Source organism: Murimonas intestini, from assembly GCF_024622195.1.
In the GTDB taxonomy this organism is placed as follows: Bacteria; Bacillota; Clostridia; order Lachnospirales; family Lachnospiraceae; genus Murimonas; species Murimonas intestini.
This window is the reverse complement of sequence record NZ_JANKBI010000012.1, coordinates 99512-119602: the sequence shown is the minus strand read 5'-3', so window position 1 is coordinate 119602 and position 20091 is coordinate 99512. Positions and strand designations below refer to the sequence as shown.

The following is a 20091-nucleotide window of genomic DNA, read 5'->3' as shown; positions in this document are numbered from 1 at the left end:
CTATTAACCTTTATGCCTTCTTACTTAAAAACAACAGTATCTCATCCCTTACATCCTCTTTCCATTCAGGGTCATAGGCTACTCCATGATCTCCCGACTGATAAAAGATCGTCTTCGCATCCGGAACCGAGCAGGCTGAACGTAGCATAGCCCTCACAGATACGATCTCATCCTGCACACCTGCTATCATCAGCATCGGCACATGTATTGTCTTTAGCTTCTCTGCCAGATCGTCTTCTGTATCAATCCACGCAAAAGCAATCCTGGGACGGATACGCATTTCTTCAGGAGACATTTCCATCCATTCTTCTACCCGCTGCTCGTATCTCTTCTTTTCCGCTTCTATATCCTCCGGCGGGATCTTGCTCCAGTCCGGCTCCCAGGATCTGGCTATTTCCGCTTTCAGCTCTGGATCGTCAGCGGCCTGTATGGTCCGCTCCCGGGCAAAAGATGTCTGTTTATCATTCAGATCCCCGTTCAGGTAATGCGGCCCGCACACAATTGCCACAAATCCTTTTAACACCTCAGGATGGCGGTCTGCCAAATGCCAGCCCACGCCGCTTCCGTGTGACAGGCCCATATAAATATATTTTTCTGCTCCTATATATTTTCCAAATTCGTAGATATCGTCTGCCCAGATGTTATACCATTCCATTCCATAATCTGTTGTCACATGGGTAGATTTCCAGTGACCTCTCAAGGTGACCGTATAGAGATGGTATCCATAATCCGCCAGATAATATGGCCATTTTTTATTGTCAGGATGCTTAAAATCCCCTCCGGAAGCCGTGATCACCACCTTATCACCGCTCCCGAATTCATCATAGTACAAAGATACCCCATTTACATTTGCATATGGCATTAAAATCCCTCCCTTTCCTCTGCTATTATTTCATTATCATCCCATCTGTAGGACGCATTCAGCCCTGCCTTTTGTGTAATATCGTCCAGATATCTAAAAACATCTTCTGCCCCACTGCCCTTTTTTACAATTCTGGTAACACCATCCCGGCCGACAATTGCAGGCATACATCTGACCTCAGCTATTTTTTTATCCCTGATTATACATTTTGCCAAAATCGTATTTACAGCTTCAGGATGAAATGGATAAGTGGGATAATCCGGGTCCGGTACAAATCCAAAACGTTCTATCCTTTTTTCTGCCCATCCTTTCGGATCAAAAACATCATTCTTTTTTGCAGCTTTCCCAAATTCATAGTCCGGCCCCAGGGACGGCACCCAGGCAACTCCATTACCCAGACCGTGGAATATTGCTTTACCTTTGTAAAATTCTATCCCGTGCAGAATGTGGGCATGTGAACTTAAGATCAGGTCAGCGCCCGCATCTATTGCCGCATGAGATACAACTGCCTCGTAGTCAGCCAGCTGCACCGGTTTGTGTACAATACCCTTATGAAAGTATACAATAACCAGATCACATTCCTTTTTTAGCCCACTGACATCAGCTTTCATCCATTCCAGGGATTCCAGGTCAGGAAATGTATATATCTTTTCCGGAGGCCCGCCCGGATTGGCCACATCTCCCAGCTCATATTTTGTAATAATCTTTACGTAAGCGCATCCCGCCTTGTCCTCCCCGGCATATGTCACTTTAGGCCCTGTGCAGTTATAATTCAGCACTCCTATCCTGCATCCGTTTTTTTCAATAAGGGCAGGCTTCCTGGCTTCCTGCAGATTATTACCAGCGCCGGCATGTAGCAGCCCATTAGCATCCAGCCATCCGAGCGTATCTTCAATCCCCTCCTCTTTGGCGTCGTACAGGTGATTGCCCGCCAAAGTCAATATATCCATGCAGTCTGCCAGCGGCTCCAGCCGCCAGGGCTCCCTGTACAGTCCCTCCATCACTTCACACCGTGTGGTGTAGGGTACTTCCAGCTGCCCGATCCGGATGTCTGCCTCCTTTAATGCAGGCCTTACCCCCTCCATAAATTTAGGGGAATCCTCTCCCAGGATAATATCGCCAAGAGCCAGCAATACAAATTCATTTTTGTTTTCCATTTCATAAAATCCCCCTCTAGGTTATTTGAAAACATGCCGTTCCATGCTTTTTTCCATCCCAGACAAGCTCTGGTTTTTCTTTTCTGCACCGTTCATCTGAGAGTTCACATCTGTCACAAAAGCAGCAGCCTGCCGGCCTTTTCATTACGCTTGGCACTTCTCCCGGCAGCATCCTGCGTTCTCTCTCCTGTTCAATGGCCGGATCCGGTATGGGCACTGCATTCAGCAGGGCTTTTGTATACGGATGCCTGGCTTTTGCATACAATTCTTCACTGTCTGAAATCTCCACTATATTGCCAAGATACATCACAGCTACCCTGTGGCTGATATGCTTTACGACAGACAGGTCATGGGCTATAAATAAAAAAGTTAATTTCAGCCTCTGCTGAAGATCCTCCAGCAAATTTATGATCTGCGCCTGAATGGACACATCCAATGCGGAAACCGGCTCATCACAGATAATAATGTCGGGAGCTGCTGCCAAAGCTCTTGCAATCCCCACCCTCTGCCGCTGTCCGCCCGAAAATTCATGGGCAACGCGGTTTTTCATAGACGGCTCCAAACCCACCAGACAAAACAGCTCATCTACCCTCCTGTCATATTCCGCACGGTCTTTAACAAGTTTATGTATCAGCAAGGGTTCTCCCACTAATTCTTCCACAGGTTTTCTGGGATCCAGAGAACTGAATGGATCCTGAAAGATCATCTGGATATTCTTCCTCTGGCTGCGGAACTCCTTTTCCCGCAGCGGCAGGATATCCCGCCCATTAAGCAGTACACGTCCTGAAGTCCCTTCCAGAAGTTTCAGTATGGCCTTGGCTGTTGTAGTCTTTCCGCATCCGGATTCTCCTACAAGGCCCAGTGTCTCTCCCTTGCGTATACTAAAGGAGATACCGTCTATAATTGTCAGTTCCCCGGCCTTTCGGTTTAAGATACCTTTCCGCAGAGGATAAGTTACACGCAGATCTTTTACTTCTAATACATTTTCCCCGAACTCCTCCGTCTCTTTTCTTTCGTCCTCTGCGCCTTCCTTTTCCTGCTCTTTTAACTCCTCATAGGACCAGATACAAGCTGAACGCTGGCCCCCTCCGATCTCCCTGAGCGCCTGCTCTTCACAGCACTTTTCACTTGAATACCTGCATCTGTTTCTGAACTGGCAGCCAGTAAGACGTTTTCCCGGGCTTGGCCCTATCCCGTCTATGGGAACCAGGCGCCGGTTTTGGTCATCCAGCCGGGGGACAGCCTGCAGAAGTCCCTTTGTATAAGGATGGGCAGTATGTCCAAAAATCTTTTCTGCCGGCCCCTCCTCTACAATTTTTCCTGCATACATCACATATATACGCTGGGCATATCTAGCCACTATCCCCAGATTATGAGTGATCAGGATCAATGCCGTATTATTCTTAGCCGCCAGCGAGGTAAGCAGGTCCAGTATCTGTGCCTGAGTAGTCACATCCAGGGCTGTCGTAGGCTCATCTGCCACTATGACTTTTGGGCTTGCCGCCAGAGCAATGGCAATCATGATCCTCTGGCGCATCCCGCCTGAAAACTGGTATGGAAAGTCATTCAGCCTTGCTGCGGCATCCGGGATCCCTACCTGGCCCAGCAGCTCCAATGCCCGCTCCCTTGCCTTTTCCCTGCTGCATTTTAAATGTAGGATGACAGATTCCATAATCTGCACCCCTATTGTCTTGACCGGGTTTAAAGAGGTCATTGGCTCCTGAAATATCATTCCAACCTCCCCGCCTCTCACAGCGCGCATCTGTGGGCTGTCAGCCTTATACTGCATGATGTTTACCCCTTCCAGCCATACCTCACCGCCCTCAATCACTGCCGGAGGGACAGGCAGCAGCTGCAGCGCCGCCAGCTGGGTCACAGATTTCCCCGAGCCGCTTTCTCCAACAAAACAAACTACCTCCCCCGGCTCTGCATAGTAGGAGACATCATCTACCGCAATGGATTTTTGTATATCGCCCGTAAAAGAAACCCGCAGATTCTTTACTTCTAAAAAGTGTTCCATATTCCCCTCCTATAAGCTCCCGCGCAGTCTCGGGTCAAGCACATCCCGCAGTCCGTCCCCAAGTACATTAAAGCCATAGACCAGCAGGCATACACATATTCCCGGGGCTATTCCATATACAGGATTTAAAAGCAGCTTCGAACAACCGGCACTGACCATTGCTCCCCAGGAAGCCGTCGGCGGATTAATTCCCATTCCTAAAAAACTCAGAGATGATTCTGCCAGGATCGTCATACCAATATTGGAAGTCAGCAGTACCAGAATAGGTGAGAAACAGTTCGGCAGTATGTGTGAGATCAAAATCCTGCTGTTCCTGGCCCCGGCAACGCGCTCTGCTGTTATGTAATCCTGATTCTTCACTGACAAAACCTGGGCGCTCATCATTCTGGTATAAGTTGGAATCGTGGAAATACCCAGGATTATCATCAGGCTTCCGATACTGTGCCCGAAAACAAGTCCCAGTGCCAATGCCAGCATCAGTGAAGGAAGTGACATAAGTACATCTATGAACCTGGATATGACAGTATTGAGCAGCCCTCCATAATAAGCTGATACTAAGCCCAAAGTAACTCCGGCCACAGCTGAGATCAGTACCGATACAACGCCTATGATCAGTGAGGTTCTGGCCCCGTAGAATATTCTTGTCAGTACATCCCGTCCTGCCTCATCAGTGCCCAGCCAGTGGGAGGCTGACGGTTTCTGAAGAATTGCTGTCAGATCCTGCTTATTAGGTTCATACGGTGTCAGCAGCGGAGCAAATATGGCAGTCAGTATAAAGAACAGGACCAGTATTGCAGCCAGCATTACCAATTTTCTTTTAAACAGCCTCCTGAAAAACAAATGTATTTTTGTCTTTGTTTCTTTATCCATCCCTATGTTCTCCTTACTCCACTCTGATCCTGGCATCCAGGATACCATACAGGATATCCACCAGCAGGTTTGACATCACTACTACAATTGAGATAATCATAATACAGGACTGTACTACTGCGATATCCTTACTCAGGATACTGTTGATCAGCAGAGAGCCCATTCCAGCAATACCAAAAACCTGCTCTATTGACACTGCCCCTGCAACCACATTCCTGAAACTCATCCCTGTCAGCGTGACCACGGGCAGAACTGCGTTCCGGAATGCATGGCGCCATATTACCTGAGATTCTTTCAGCCCTTTAGACCGTGCAGTCCTGATATAATCCTGCCGTACAACATCAAGCATACCAGAGCGCATCTGCCTGGTGGTTCCGCCGATCCCTCCCACGCTGAGTGCTATGAGCGGCAGGATGCTCTGCTGTATGCTAAGTCCCAGATCCTCAGACGGCATTGTAAATCCATGAGTTGGAAGCCAGCCCAGCTTCAGGGAGAAGATATACATCCCCAGAACAGCCAGCCAGAAAGCCGGCATTACCGCACCGAAATTAGCACAGGTGATGATAACAGAATCTGCTGCCTTTCCCCGTTTAGTACCGCAGATTACACCGAACAGTATGCCTGCCAGCGTGCTTATGATAATAGACCATACTCCTAGGTACATGGTTACGGGAAGTCTGACCGCAATAATCTGTCGCACCGGCTCTGAATACTTAAATGAATTTCCCCATTCCCCTGTCACAAAATCAAACAGCCATCTCACATAACGCAGAAGCAGCGGATCCCCCAGATGCATCTTCGCATATGCAATATCATACTGTTCCCTCGTAATATCTCCGCCCAGCATTGCATATACCGGATCCCCCGGCATCATATAAAGGAGCAGATATGTAAAAAGAGAAACCAGCAGCAGTACAATTGCCGCCTGCCCGAAACGCTTCGCGATATATCTTCCCATAACCTTTACCTCTCTTTTGGCTTACTTGTCCAGCCAGCACGCTTCCGGTGTCCAGGCAATCATATGCTTCCTTAAAATTCCTGTATCATGCACATAATCCTTTTCATACTGTACCCCCGAGCCAATACCGATCGGGGCGATCATACAGTATTCATCGATTATCATTTTCGCCATTTCTTTGCAGTATTTTGCCCTGTCTTCCTGGGTCTTTGCAGCTTTGGCATTGCTGATCACCTCCGCCAGATCTTCAGGATGCAAAAATCCGCCTACATACCTGACACCTTCATCTGTAAATGACCTGCCATATATAGAAGCAATTTCCACATCCGCCCTTCCTGCTGACAGGATAATTCCATCCCAGTTTCCATTGATGCCTGACATTTCATCAGACCTGGACTGATCAATAATCTGAATATCCAGTTCAATTCCCGCTTCGCTTAAATACTGCTGAAGCATGGTTGCCTGTGTTGTATTAGGCTCAACAGTATAACAGTTAATCTTCACTCCGTCTTTATAACCGGCTTCTTTCAACAGCTCTTTTGCTTTTTCAGTATCATACGGATATCCTGCAACATCATCATTGTAAGACCATGTCCCCGGTACGGCCCACTGGTTCACATAATACATGCTTCCGTTTCCGCTGGCCTGACACAGAGTCTCCCAGTCAACTGCATGGCAGAATGCCTGGCGGACCTTTAAATCCTTGCATGGGGACTTCTCATCTGTACAGCCAAACGCAACAATTGAAATAGTAGCGCCTCCTGTCAGCCCATCCTCTGCCTTTGACTCTTCCCCTGTTGCCTTCATGATACTGACAGAATCTCCAAAAATCATGCCAAGTGCATCCAGTTCGCCAGCCTGATAAGCTGTTGTTAAAGTATTGGCATCTGCAATAAATTCAAATTCTATACCATCCAGATATGGCTGTCCTTCAATCCAGTAGTCTTTATTTGCCTCAAATGAAATACTTACATCCTTTTTCCACTCTTTAAACTTAAATGGCCCTGTACCCACCGGATTGACATTTGCCTTATCTTCCCCATTTTCTTTTGCATAAGCAGGAGAATACATAAAACCAGCAAGCCAAAGGGCGTTGTCCGGGATCGTGTTATCCCACTGGGCAAGGTGGGCCACTACAGTATTATCATCCGGGCATTCAATTGATTTAATAGCCCCGATTTCTGTGCGCCCCTGAGCAGTAAATGCCTCCCAGTTCCACTTCACTGCCTCTGCATTAAAATCTGTACCGTCATGGAACTTTATACCCTCTTTCAGTTTTACTGTCAGGGTCAGGGCATCTGCATCTGCTTCAAAAGATTCACAAAGCCACGGATCCAGTTCCCCTTCCTTCGTATATCTGCACAGCGGCTCTACGGCAGGCTGCATGACAATTAATTCATTGGAACTTCCTGGCTTGCCGGGATATCCCAGGTTCACTATCTCGGCGGGTGTTCCAATTTTCAGGATACCGCCTGTTTTTATTTGCGCACTGTCTCCGCTGTCCTTGCCAGCCGGGTCTTCCGCTTTTACATCTGATTTGGCCGCTTCCGATTCCTTGTCTGTGTTAGCCGCTTCCGTTTCACTTACACCATCAGTTTCATTCTTGGTATCTTTCTCCGCTTCTGTCCCTTCAGCTTTGGATTCTTCCGCCTCTGTCTTCTCTGCTTCTGTTTTCTCCGCTTCTGTTTTCTCTGCCTCTGTCTTCTTTTCTTTGGAATCCTCCTCCGCCTCTGTGGCCTTCTGCTGCCCAGTTTCTTCTGACTTCTGGCCTCCGCAGGCAGTCAGCGTTCCCAGCATTACAACAGACATCAGAACTGCCAATACCTTCTTTTTCATTTGTGATCCTCCCTTCAACACTTTTGCTAAATCCATTTAGCAATTACCTGTAATTTATGCTAAATGAATTTCTGTCAATTAAATCCATTTAGCACATTTTCATAATAGCATATTGCCTGTTAATAGTAAAGTCAATTCTGTTTTGTCCGTCATTTTCTGCATAATTAATATTTTGCATCACTCTTTTTTGTGCACTTTTCCTTTTTCCTGCATCCACTCGTCAAATGCCTCTGGCTTTGGACAGCTCGCTCCAAAAAAAACTCTGGACGGACACAAAACCCGTGTAGTTTTAATAATCCCGCCGCTCAAAAGGCTCCCGATCAGCTGCCAGGTCTTCTCAGCCAATTCATCCATCGGAAAACTTATCAGTGTCAGCCTGCTCTCTTCCGCATTTTCATTACTGTTGTGCCCATAGGCGATGACCGCTATATCCTCCGGCACCCTGATGCCATGCTTCTTAAACGTATGTACTGCCCCACGGGCACTGTCATCGTTCTGTACAAATATTCCCTCAGGGGCCTGTCCCGCCGCGAGAATCTCTTCTGCTATCTGGCTTCCGACTTGGTATCTTTCTACAGGGTCCTTACTTTTTTTCTTACTTATGTTCCGGTCCAGGTCAACTATGATCTCCATTGAATTCTTTCTGCACTGCTCTTTAAACCCTTTAACCCTTTCAGAAAAAGAAATTGAAGAGTACGCATTTCTCAAAATGCCTACCCGCTTCATACCAAGCATATGAAAAATCTCACCGGCAACTTTTCCATTTGTGTAATTATCAACATCCACAGAATGATACTTTCTCGCGCTTCTGTAAATTGTAATAACCGGCACCTGAATATCAAGCTGTCTCAGATAGCGTATATCCTTCTCCTCTGCTACCGGTATAATAATCCCATGGACAAAGTTTCCTTTCAGTATCTTCTCCATTTTATCCAGATGATCATTTTCAAATGGATAAATCGTCACACTCATATCCGGTACGATTCCTTCATTCATCATCTCATTCAATTTGCTTATCATTGAATTCAAAAAAATAGGGTGCTGAGTGGGTGACCAGAACAGAGCTATCTCCGGTATATTTTTTATATCCTTAGAAATCAGCTTCCTCGCATGTACATTCGGAACATATCCCTGTTCCTTTGCAATCTGCTTAACTTTTTCCTGGGTCTTCTTAGATATCCTTAAGTCATCTCCTCTGTTGTTCAAAATCAACGATACCGTAGAATAGGAAACTCCTGCTAATTTTGCAATATCATAAATACTTGCCATAAATTTCCTTTCTATGCATATATGCAGTTAATCTTAATAATGGGATATTTATCCATATACATTTTAACATGAATATTAGTCCCAGACAATAATTTAAACTGGAACCGATTTGTCACTAACTTAACATAGAAAAACCACCCCGGAACTTTGGCAGGTATCAGGGTGGTATTTCTTAAGCCTGTTTTTAAAATCTCAACTTTTTCAGATACCCAAAGAGCAAAACTGACAAAACAGCTTCGGCGGCAGTGAATATGGCGCCAACCACTACCGGATCGAGATTCTTAAATACTACGAGTATGATGATTGGGATGCCTCCGTTTATCATTCCGCCAAATATCCCGGCCATAGAACTCATGCTCTGCTTGATCACAGATATTTCATTCGTCCATTCATAATTTGGCATCTTAATATTTACAAACATGCCAAATATGGAAGTGAAGGTCCCGTATACAAGAGGGGTCACAAATATCAGCACCACTCCAGGCAGGCTCTGCGGAAAGCAGATTGCCAGACAGGCGGAGCTTATTAACATGGCCGGCAGTATTAGGGTCAGATTCATGAGGATCTTACTTTTATATACAAGTTCAGGTGATACGGGCAGGGACTTTAATATTCCGATGCTCTTCCCCTCCAGAGACAGGGATACACTCGTTGTACATGACATGCATCCCAGCATACTCACCACAAAAGGCAGCACGCCTCCTATCACATCCTGTATACCCGGCATGTTTAGTATAGTACCTATCTGATCCCTGCCTACAAACAGGCAGGCAATGCTGAATACAACAGCAAGTATTATTCCCATCCCCATATTCAGAATATATGGAGTAGATGAAAAGAACCTTTTCATTTCCTTTTTCCACAGGGCTTTCAGTGGGCTGCCTGCCGAAAGGCTCGTCATCTTATAATCAGATCTTGTATGATAAGTCATAAGCCCTGTATTCATTTTCTTGTAGCGCAGGGAGAGTACCTTTACAAACAAGTAATACCAGCCTGCTGAGATCACAAGATAGATCAGGAATGATACCATGTCCAGCTTCACAACTGCCTTATGGAAGAGGGACGCAAGAGGATATATTCTGTTAATCTGTACCAGCATAAATTCTCCCACTGACTTAATTGCTGAGATATCTATACTCTCATCAGATACTCCTCCAAGGCTGAATGACCCCAGTACCACTGCTATCATTGCAGCCAGCGAAACAACTGTGGTCAGTATATTTGCATATTTGAACCTGGATGTAAAAAGGATGATCAGCGCCCCCAGCAGGGTAGCGATCGTTGTGGGTACAAGCGGCGCTGCCAGCAATCCTGCTATCCACACAGGGTAGAATAAAAATCCCGGGCCCTGCCACACTATATAGGAGATTCCCATAGGTACCATGACTAAAGCTGTAAATATCAGGTTCAGCACATACATGGTGAGGAACCTGCTGGCGATCACTGTACTTGTCTTTACAGGAAGCGCCATCAGTATATCATAATCCTTGTATGCGAAGAGGACGCCATTTGCCTTTATAGCCGTGAAAAAAAGAGTAACAATACTTGTAATTGCCAGTGCATATGAGGGAATTACCTCAGCCATACCCATGCTGCCCAGGCCATACCCTATCATATAGCTGTAGATCGCCAGAATAACACCCAGAATCCCCATGGATACCATCACCATAACCTGGCTCTTCGCTTTACTCTTTACATTCACCTGGTTAAAGAACTGAACTTTAAACAGCAGGAAACATTTACTTTTCATGGTCGATCACCTCCATAAAGAGGCTCTCAAGTGACTCGTCTCCGATCAGTTTTTCCATTTCCCCTTCCACTACCAGCCTGCCGCCTTTTATGATAGCAATCTTATTACAGAGCTTCTCTGCCACATCCAGCACATGGGTGGAAAAAAAGATAGCGCTGCCACGCTCACAAAGTTCATGCATCGTCTGCTTTAACAGGATGCTGGCTTTAGGATCCAGGCCCACAAACGGCTCATCCAGGATCAGCAGTTTTGGCTCATGCATCAGGGCTGATATAATTGCAATTTTCTGTTTCATACCATGGGAATACGAAGAGATCGCATCACCGAAAGCACTTGTAATCTCAAATTCATCACCATACTTTTTGATCCGCTCTTCTCTTTCTCTCACAGGTACCTCAAAGATATCCCCGATAAAATTCAGGTACTGGATACCAGTCAGATGTTCATACAGATCCGGATTATCCGGTATATAAGCCATCACTTTCTTGCATTCTACAGGCTGGCTGCGGATGCTTTTATTATCAATAAAGATCTCACCCTCTTCAAAGTCCAGTACACCCGCAATTGCCTTGATAGTTGTGCTCTTACCTGCCCCGTTGTGTCCGATGAATCCAAAGATATCTCCTGCTTCCACTTTCAGGTTCAGGTCCTCCACCGCTTTCTTGCTTCCTTTATATGTCTTAGAAAAATTTTTTATTTCCAGCATAGCCCTTTTCCTCCTCTTTCCTGTTTCTGCTGCCAGTATAATCTGATGTATGCCTGCTTTCAAGCCCTGCTGCGCAAAGTAAAGTTTTTTATTCTCAAGTTACAGCTTTTAAAAGCGCCTGTTTCTATTCCTCATCAAGTATTATCTCATAGACCAGCCTGGCCACATCCAGCATCTCTGAGATCTCTGTAAATTCCTGGCAGGAATGTACCTGGTGCATTGCCGAGGCCAGTACCAGGCCAGTCACCCCATGGCATGACAGATTATTCTGGTCGCTCCCTCCAAACGTCCTCACCATCTGCGGCTGTATCCCCAGCTTTTCACATGCCCGTCTAAAACGCTTTACAACAGGATGCCCGTGGGGTGTCTCAAACGCCGTCAGGGGCATCTGGTACTGAAAGGATATGCTTCCTCCCTCTGCTTTCGCCTCTTCTTTAAAAATCTCCTTGATCCTCTCTGTCTCTCCCAGAACAGCCTCATGGGAAAATCCCCGCACCTCCCCTGTAACTATACAGCTGTCCGGAATCACGTTCGTTGCCGTGCCTCCAGATATGCTTCCAATATTTACCGTCATGGCTTCACTGACACGGCCTATGTCTATCCTGTTAACTGCCCTTGCCGCGATAGCCACAGCATGTATTCCCTTTTCCGGGGCAAATCCCGCATGTGCTGACCGCCCGGATATCTTTGCTGCAAAAGAAGCCAGAGATGGAGCCTGCCAGGCCGCTGTCCCTATCTGGCCGCTCAGGTCCAGGGTGTATGACTCTTTTGCAGAGATCTTCTCAAATTCAAAGATCCCGCTTCCCAGAAGATGAAGTTCTTCACCAACACTGATCAGAAGCTCCACATCCCGGTGCTCCGCTCCTTCCTCCACTATGGTGCGCAGAGCCTCCAGGACAGACGCCATGCCTGCCATATCATCTGCCCCCAGCACAGTGTCCCCGTTGCTGGTAATGCGGCCGTCTTCATGGATCACAGCCTGCTTCCCCTCTGCCGGAAAAACTGTGTCCATATGGAGGGAAAACAAAAGCGGACTGCTCTTTTTTGTCCCTTTCAATACTGCATACAGATTTCCGCTGTCACCTCCAAGGGCATCTCCTGCCCCATCTTCTTCAACCTCAAATCCCAGCTCTTCCAATTCAGCCTTCAGATAATCTGCCATGCGCCGCTCTTTTAAAGATGGCGCATCAATAGAAACCAGTCTGCAAAACTGTTTCAATAGCCTGTCCTGATCCATATACTCCCTCCATCATCTATATCTGCCATTACAATCAATCTTATGTTTTCTGGAAAAATCCCATCGTATCCAGGGATTTTAAACGGATTTTTGCATGTAACTGTGAAGTTATTGAACAGTTACATAACTTTTTGAATATTATTCTATCATTATTTCAGATATTATCCAATCTATTTTTTCAGACTGCTGCCAAATATACGCAACAGGCTGATATCCAGTAGCATTTACAGATCAAAAGTGTTACAATACTACCAAAAACACAAACTTAAAAAGAGGGACTTATGAAAAAGAATGTAAATCTCCTGGAAGGGCCTATCTTCCCTTCCCTGACAAAACTCGCCCTGCCTATCATGGCTACTTCGCTTGTGCAGATGGCTTATAACATGACTGATATGATCTGGATAGGCCGTATCAGCAGCAATGCCGTGGCTGCTGTGGGCGCGGCAGGAATGTACATGTGGCTTGCCAACGGACTGGCGGCGCTGGCCAAAATGGGCGCACAGGTAAAAGTAGCCCACGCCATCGGCGGGTCTGATCATGACCGGGCCGTCAGCTTTGCCCAGAATTCCCTGCAGCTTGGGATCTTCTTCGGAATCGTATACGGCCTGGCCTCTATATTGCTGGCTGGTCCGCTTATTGGCTTTTTTAACCTGAACAGTCCGGAAGTAATAGCTGATGCCAAAATATATCTTGCAATTACCTGCGGCACTGTGATCTTTTCCTTTCTATCACAGATACTTACAGGAATTTTTACTGCCATGGGGAACAGCCAGACTACATTTACCGCCACTGCGATCGGACTTGTCATAAATATCATCCTGGACCCTGTCCTAATCTTCGGTGTTGGGCCGATACCTGAAATGGGCGTTATGGGCGCTGCCATCGCAACTGTATTTGCACAACTGGTGGTAGCGGGCATCTTCTTTTTCCATGCAGCCAGGGATACGTACCTGCTGAAAAGGGTGAGGATATTTGCAAAGCCCGACGGACGTTCTCTCAGAGAGATCATAAAAATCGGCCTGCCCACATGTATCCAGAGTCTGATCATGACCAGTATCTCCATGATAATAGCAAGACTTATTGCAGGCTTCGGGGATTCTGCCGTAGCTGTTCAGAAGGTTGGCTCCCAGATCGAATCTATCTCATGGATGACTGCAGACGGGTTCGCCGCTGCCGTCAACTCATTTGTAGCCCAGAATTTCGGTGCAGGCAATAAGCCCCGTGTCCGCAAAGGCTACTCCTGTTCCATGAAGGTAGTCCTTGTCTGGGGCATTTTCTGTACCTTGCTGCTCATCCTCTGTCCCGGACCGATCTTTAAGATATTCATCCCGGAGGACGGCCTTCTGCCCCTGGGGATTGATTACCTGCAGATCCTGGGAGTTTCCCAGCTCTTTATGTGCATCGAGATCACCACTGCCGGGGCGTTCTCAGGCCTTGGACGGACAGTTCCTCCATCCATAGTGAGCGTGATCCTCACAGGGGCACGCATCCCTATGGCTCTCGCCCTCTCCGCTACGCCTCTGGGGCTGAACGGAGTCTGGTGGAGTATTACTATATCCAGCATATTTAAAGGGCTTGTACTTCTCTTCTGGTATATCAGGTATTCCAGGAAGAATCTGGCCTGAATCCTTCCATCATACACGGAAACAGCGAGGGACACGGAATTTATCTTCCGTGTCCCTGTTGTTTCCCTATCAATATCCGAAGACCCCATCCAGTGATTCATCATTTTCTACCCAGTCCATCACCCGGACAGTCCTGTAGTGATCCTTATCGTCCCTGACGTAGACTGTCTCTATGCCTGCATTTATAATCATTTTCTTGCACATTGAGCAGCTGTTGGAATTTTTTACGTAATCTCCTGACTGTGTCTCAACACCGGCCAGATACATGGAACTGCCCAGCATCTTGTCCCTTGGGGCGCTGATTATGGCATTCGCCTCCGCATGGACACTCCGGCACAGCTCATAGCGCTCGCCTCTTGGAATATTTAACTTGCTCCTGATACATTCTCCTAAATCAGTACAGTTTTTCCTGCCCCTGGGCGCTCCCACATATCCTGTTGATATCACCTCATCGTTCTTTACGATTACAGCCCCATATCTTCTTCTCAGACATGTTCCTCTCTGGGACACCACCTCTGCCAGATCCAGATAGTAATTTACCTTATCGCGTCTTTCCATTCTATGACCGCCTTTCCTCATTTGATTTTATGTAACTGTACAGACTGCTGGACAGCTGCTTTTTTCGTCACTGTTTCCTTTTCAGTTCTCTTTTTTTCTTGTACATATCTTCATCAGCCCGTTTGAGCAGTATTTCCATATCACGCGGCTCTTTTCCTGTAAACTCCTGTCCGGCTGCGCCAAATGCTATGGACAGCTTTATCTCTTCCCGTTCATTATAATGCTTGATAGCCTGTGCAAAACATCTTCTGAGCTTTTCCTCATCAACAGCTTTATCCTTAACGATCACTGTGAACTCGTCTCCGCCTATCCTGTAGCAGTCACCCAGGCCTCCAAAGACATCTTTAATACAATCAGCCGCACCTGTGATAATCTTATCCCCTGCCAGATGCCCGAGAGTATCATTCACTGTTTTAAGTCCGTTCAGGTCAAACAGAAGGACAGCTATCCTCCTGTATCTGCTTCCTGATCCCTTTATATCTTCTATCTCTCTCTCAAAGGCAGTCCTGTTCTTAGTCTTTGTCATCATATCCATATATGCAAGAGATTTATAGAAATCCGTCTTCAGCCTCTCTTCCTCTGCATCCAGGGTCTTTCTGGCGGTCATCCACATCAGCACCAGCACAAAGATCATAAGCCCTGTCCTGAAGGCTTTTGTATAATGGAGCATATCCCCATTAAAAAATCCCCAGAAGGATACTAACGCCCCCACAACCAAAATGACCTGGGCCCCCATAATACCCTTTATATAACCTGACTTATTCCTTTTCATTTCTCTTATAGAGTATACCATCATGCTCACAATAGCTGCGCCTATCAGCAGATGCGTCACTGTCAGGAGTCTGACAAAATCGCTGATCCCTGTCAGATACAATAATACCTGTATCAGAAAGTTCAGGATAAACATGTATTTCAATACTGTAAATGCCCTGCTTTTTCTGTCGCATATGGATTCTATAAAATTTAAAAGCGGCACTGCAAACATCATGAAACTAAAATGAGAAAGCAGGCACGCACCTACCGCGTTCTGAAATATGAACTGGGCAGCCCTGGAATCCGTCAGCACCCAGATTCCCGAAAGAAATGCAAATATTCCCATATGGAAGAATGGCTGATAGCTGATACCACGTTTTTTCACATAGAACCAGAAAAAAACAGTCATCAGCGCTGTGCCGATAAATACCATGATCACAACAAAGAAAAAAACATCTATATTATTTCTGAATGTATTATAGATAATAGTCTCTTCCGGGGCAAGCTGTATCCCGCCTGTAAAATAAATTTTTTCCTGGCCGTATACATTAATTATACGGACCTGGATCTCTTTTCCTCCCCCATCCCGGGGCAGAGGCACCATACACTGCACCGCACCCAGCATCTTTCCAAACACAGGCTTTTCTTCTATACCATACTGGTATATTCTTTCGCCGTCCACCAGAACCTCGATGGCCTGATACATATTCTGAAAGCTCATATACATGCCATCCCCGCTGTATTCGGGTAGCCTGTTATATACAGTGACATCAGCCTTGCCTATCCGCCCTGCCTTCTCCGTGACATCGACCCTTCTGCCGTCGTCCATATAGTACCATCCTGAATCAAAACCGCCTGACCTGCCCTGACTGTATCTCAAGTCAGGCCCCCTGCCCAAAATGAGAGTGCACAGAATTACAGCTGCGCCTGTCAGCCCCGCAATGATACAGCCTATATAAACTATCCCGGCACTTCTTGTTCTCTCACGGCTGTTCATATATTTTCATCATCCTTAACTGAATATCTCCTTTACATTATGCAGGGACATACTGTCCCTTTTAGATTAAAAACTGCGTATAGAGTCAGCCCCGTCATCTCCGGTCTTATCTATGGACTTTATCACAACATAATATCCATAGCTGTCATTTACCTTGATGTAGACACGCTCTCCCACCTTACGTCCCAGGAGCGCCTTGCCCATAGGTGACTCTGTGCTGATAAGCCCCTTTACAGAATTTCCCCTGATAGAAGTCACCAGCCTGTACTTTTCAGTCTCATCGTCCTCTTCAATATATATCTCAACTGTATTGTTGATACCTGCTTCATCGTCTTTTGACTCATCAGAAATAATCTGGGCGGTTTTAAGCATCCTCTCCAGATATCTGATCCTGCTCTCATTCTTGTTCTTATCCTTCTTGGCTGCATGATATTCAAAATTTTCACTCAGGTCTCCGTGAGCCCTTGCTTCCTTTACAGCCTCAATGGCCTCTTTCCTCACAACCAGCTTTCTGTACTCGATCTCTTCCTCTATCTTTTTTATATCACTTTTTGTCAGCTGTTCACGCATGTTCTTCCTGCCCTTCTGGCTGCTCCGCCGAGCCGCCGCAAAATATATGGGGATTACCCGTATTTTTTATTTTAGCATAAAAGATCCTGTAATTCCATACGTATATTCCGCAGCAGAAAAAACACCGGGCATAACTGATTATAACCTCAGTTATGTTCCGGTGCTTCGCTCAGCTCTCCTGAGCGTGTCTTAAACATGCTCTAGCAGGTAGCTCCGCCTGTCTCATGCAGCTTTGCATCCAGGATCTCCTGTTTTCTCTCAAACAGCTCATCTGACAACAGCTGCTTTTCTACATTCTCAAATCCTATTCTGTCGATCGTCTGTGCAAACCTCTCACCTGTCTTGCCCTGTTCTCTGTATAAGAGGATTGCCTTTTCAATTGCATTTAAGGCATCTTCTTTATCTGTAAACACTTTGCTCAGCGCCCTGCCCTGGGCGATGCTCTTTCCCCATCTGCCGCCTATGTATATCTTATATCCCTGGGTGCCGTCCTCTATGGCATCAAATCTGCAGGTACCCACACATCTGCCGCAGTTGTTGCATTTTTCTTCATCGATTTCAAGAACTCCGTCGACTACCTTAGCCGCCTTGACCGGACAGACATTCTCAACAGAACATTTCTTGCAGCCGTTGCAGGAATCCTCATCGTAATCAGGGATCATCTGGCCGATAATGCCGATATCGTTCAGATCCGGCTTCACGCAGTTATTTGGACATCCGCCCACTGCGATTTTGAACTTATGGGGCAGCTTCACTGTCCTGTAGCCCTCATAAAAACGGTCGTGGATCTCTTCCGACAGAGCAAATGTATCAATCAGTCCATACTGGCAGGTCGTTCCTTTACACGAAACCACAGGACGCACCTTAGACCCTGTGCCTCCCGTCTGCAGCCCTGACTTAGCCAGGTAAGCACGGAAATCTTCGATCTTTTCAAAGGGGATCCCCTGTACTTCTACTGTCAGCCTTGTGGTGTAAGTCACCACGCCATTGCCGAACAGCTTTGCCGCCTCACCGATACAGATCTGCTGCTCTGCTGTGATCTTACCGTTCTTAGTAATAATCCTTCCTGAAAAATTATCTGTCCCCTTGTTGCTCAAGAATCCGAGAGCCTTCACTCTCTTTTCTTCTTCCGGGCTGATCGTAAGTGTAGCCATAAAATTCTTCCTCCTAAAATTCTGCGCCATTGAAGGTTGTTCCGCCTTCCAGCACTTTTGTATTTGTATAACCATAGTACTTCAGACGGTTCTGAAGCATGTATGCCCTCTTTCCCTTGGCACAGACAAGCAGAAGCTTATCATCAGCTGCATACTGGGGCTGTACTCCATTCACATTTGCCAAATCCAGGAAATCCACACCCTCGATCGAAGGCGACATGGATGCGTCAATCACTCTGTAGCCCTCTGCAGCTCCGGCTGCAAACTCTGACGGAGTAATGCTCTCCAGGCGTCCGGAGATCTTATTGATAAGTATATTGACAGCGTGCTCTAAAGGATGGATGGCCGTAGAGAACGGCGGCGCATATGCAAAATCCAGATTTTCCAAATCTGATAATACTGCTTTCATGCTGAGAGCCATCACAGCAATATCAATGATCTTATCTACCGCTCCTTTTCCAAGGCACTGTATGCCTAAAAATCTCTCTGTCTTTTTGTCTGCGATTAGTTTAATAATAAAATATGATGCATCTGGATAATAATGAGCCTTATCATCTACAACACAAGTCACTGTGACAGGATCAAACCCGGCGTCTCTTGCAGCGCTCTCCGTGAGTCCCGTCCTTCCTGCATTGAGTCCCGGAAGCTTCACGATACCCGTGCCAAGGACTCCCGGATATGGTTTCCCTTCCCCGGCCAGCCCTGTGGCGGCCAGTCTGCCCTCTATATTTGCTGAGGAGCCCATAGGTGACCACGCCGGCGCCCCTGTTATCCTGTTGGTGACACAGGCACAGTCTCCCAGGGCATAGATATCAGCGTCATTTGTCTGCATATATTCATTGACAAGGACTGTTCCCCCCTGTGTCAGCTCAATTCCGCTTCCATCCAGGAACTGTGTATTAGGACGTATCCCAAGACAGAGAACAGCTGCATCTGCCTTCATGGCCTTACGGCTCGTCTGGACCTTCTCAACCTTTTCCGTGCCCAGAATAGCTTCCAGCTTCGTATTTGTAAATGGCATGATCCCTTCATCTGCCAGATGGTTTTCCACAAACTCAGCCATCTCCGGATCAAATCCCGGCATAATGTGCTCCGCCATATCAATGACAGATACTTTGATGCCCTGGCTTGCAAGATTCTCTGCCACTTCCAGCCCGATGAATCCGCCTCCTGCCACTACAGCACGTCTGATCGTGCCTGACGCTGCCGCGTCCCTCAGATCCTGTGCATCCTGAGGCGTTCTCATATAAAATACATTTTTAAGCTCTGCGCCTTCCACTCTCGGCCTGATCGGAGATGCGCCGGTGGCAATGATCAGTTTGTCGTAAGAGTACCTTGTCTCTTCTTTTGTTGTCAGGTCCACAGCTGTAACTTCTTTTGCCGCCCTGTCTATGCTTATAACTTCTGTAAGTGTATGTACATCAGCTCCTGTCAGCTTAGCAAAACTCTGGGGTGTATTAACGATGAGCTGTTTTCTCTCTTTGATCACATCACCCACATAATATGGAAGGCCGCAGCCTGCATATGAAATATCCTCACTCTTTGTCAGGATCGTTACCTGCGCGCTCCTGTCTTCCCTTTTCAGCTTTGCTGCAGCTTTAGTCCCCGCAGCTACACCTCCGATAATTATTACTTTCACCTTTATCAACCTCTTTCTTAGATAGAATCTGCCATCAGGCCGCCATATTTCCGTTTCCCGGCCTCACCACGCTTCTTTAATAATAGCACGTTCCATTCAATAGGTAAAATAGAATAATCTAATATATTTA

Annotated in this window: 16 protein-coding genes; 1 reads left to right on the top strand and 15 read right to left on the bottom strand. The window is 46.6% G+C overall.

Features of this window, described 5'->3' with window-relative positions:
- Positions 1-10: 10 nt before the first annotated feature.
- From NSB28_RS16405 to NSB28_RS16360, 10 genes are all read right to left on the bottom strand, one after another.
- Positions 11-862 (bottom strand): alpha/beta fold hydrolase, encoded by an 852-nt coding sequence (locus tag NSB28_RS16405; protein ID WP_109624894.1) that lies wholly within the window; start codon positions 860-862, stop codon positions 11-13.
- Positions 862-2019, bottom strand: coding sequence for a CapA family protein (locus tag NSB28_RS16400; protein WP_109624895.1), 1158 nt, complete (start codon positions 2017-2019; stop codon positions 862-864). The genes NSB28_RS16405 and NSB28_RS16400 overlap by 1 nt, the downstream gene beginning before the upstream one ends.
- Positions 2020-2035: 16 nt before the next feature.
- Positions 2036-4039: an ABC transporter ATP-binding protein gene (locus NSB28_RS25245; RefSeq protein ID WP_109624896.1), complete on the bottom strand. Its 2004-nt coding sequence runs from the start codon at positions 4037-4039 to the stop codon at positions 2036-2038.
- A 9-nt stretch (positions 4040-4048) separates the two neighbouring features.
- The gene (locus NSB28_RS16390) at positions 4049-4909 is read right to left on the bottom strand and encodes an ABC transporter permease (protein WP_109624897.1); all 861 of its coding nucleotides are present in this window, start codon (positions 4907-4909) and stop codon (positions 4049-4051) included.
- Positions 4910-4922: 13 nt separating this feature from the next.
- Positions 4923-5867 (bottom strand): ABC transporter permease, encoded by a 945-nt coding sequence (locus NSB28_RS16385; protein ID WP_109624898.1) that lies wholly within the window; start codon positions 5865-5867, stop codon positions 4923-4925.
- Positions 5868-5888: 21 nt separating this feature from the next.
- Entirely contained in the window at positions 5889-7703 is a 1815-nt protein-coding gene (locus NSB28_RS16380) for an ABC transporter substrate-binding protein (protein WP_187374129.1), read from the bottom strand.
- A gap of 177 nt (positions 7704-7880) precedes the next feature.
- Complete coding sequence (locus NSB28_RS16375; protein WP_109624900.1) at positions 7881-8972, bottom strand: LacI family DNA-binding transcriptional regulator; 1092 nt, start codon at positions 8970-8972, stop codon at positions 7881-7883.
- Positions 8973-9156: 184 nt separating this feature from the next.
- Positions 9157-10722, bottom strand: coding sequence for a permease (locus NSB28_RS16370; protein WP_109624901.1), 1566 nt, complete (start codon positions 10720-10722; stop codon positions 9157-9159).
- Positions 10712-11428: an ABC transporter ATP-binding protein gene (locus tag NSB28_RS16365; RefSeq protein ID WP_109625266.1), complete on the bottom strand. Its 717-nt coding sequence runs from the start codon at positions 11426-11428 to the stop codon at positions 10712-10714. Before NSB28_RS16365 ends, NSB28_RS16370 begins: the two co-directional genes overlap by 11 nt.
- Before the next feature lie 124 nt (positions 11429-11552).
- Complete coding sequence (locus NSB28_RS16360) at positions 11553-12665, bottom strand: M20/M25/M40 family metallo-hydrolase (RefSeq protein ID WP_109624902.1); 1113 nt, start codon at positions 12663-12665, stop codon at positions 11553-11555.
- Between the two features lie 281 nt (positions 12666-12946).
- Here NSB28_RS16360 and NSB28_RS16355 point away from each other — a divergent pair, with 281 nt between their 5' ends.
- A complete protein-coding gene (locus NSB28_RS16355; protein ID WP_109624903.1) occupies positions 12947-14290 on the top strand; it encodes an MATE family efflux transporter in 1344 nt (447 codons plus the stop codon).
- 69 nt (positions 14291-14359) lie between these two features.
- On the opposite strand, the gene NSB28_RS16350 is transcribed toward NSB28_RS16355, so the two are convergent.
- From NSB28_RS16350 to NSB28_RS16330, 5 genes are all read right to left on the bottom strand, one after another.
- A complete protein-coding gene (locus NSB28_RS16350; RefSeq protein ID WP_109624904.1) occupies positions 14360-14848 on the bottom strand; it encodes a deoxycytidylate deaminase in 489 nt (162 codons plus the stop codon).
- Between the two features lie 67 nt (positions 14849-14915).
- Positions 14916-16598, bottom strand: a complete 1683-nt coding sequence (locus tag NSB28_RS16345; RefSeq protein ID WP_109624905.1) for a GGDEF domain-containing protein — start codon at positions 16596-16598, stop codon at positions 14916-14918.
- Positions 16599-16664: 66 nt separating this feature from the next.
- Positions 16665-17168, bottom strand: a complete 504-nt coding sequence (locus tag NSB28_RS16340; RefSeq protein ID WP_109624906.1) for a GreA/GreB family elongation factor — start codon at positions 17166-17168, stop codon at positions 16665-16667.
- A gap of 200 nt (positions 17169-17368) precedes the next feature.
- Positions 17369-18322: a 4Fe-4S binding protein gene (locus NSB28_RS16335; RefSeq protein ID WP_109624908.1), complete on the bottom strand. Its 954-nt coding sequence runs from the start codon at positions 18320-18322 to the stop codon at positions 17369-17371.
- A gap of 13 nt (positions 18323-18335) precedes the next feature.
- The gene (locus NSB28_RS16330; protein WP_109624909.1) at positions 18336-19961 is read right to left on the bottom strand and encodes an FAD-dependent oxidoreductase; all 1626 of its coding nucleotides are present in this window, start codon (positions 19959-19961) and stop codon (positions 18336-18338) included.
- Between the last annotated feature and the right edge of the window lie 130 nt (positions 19962-20091).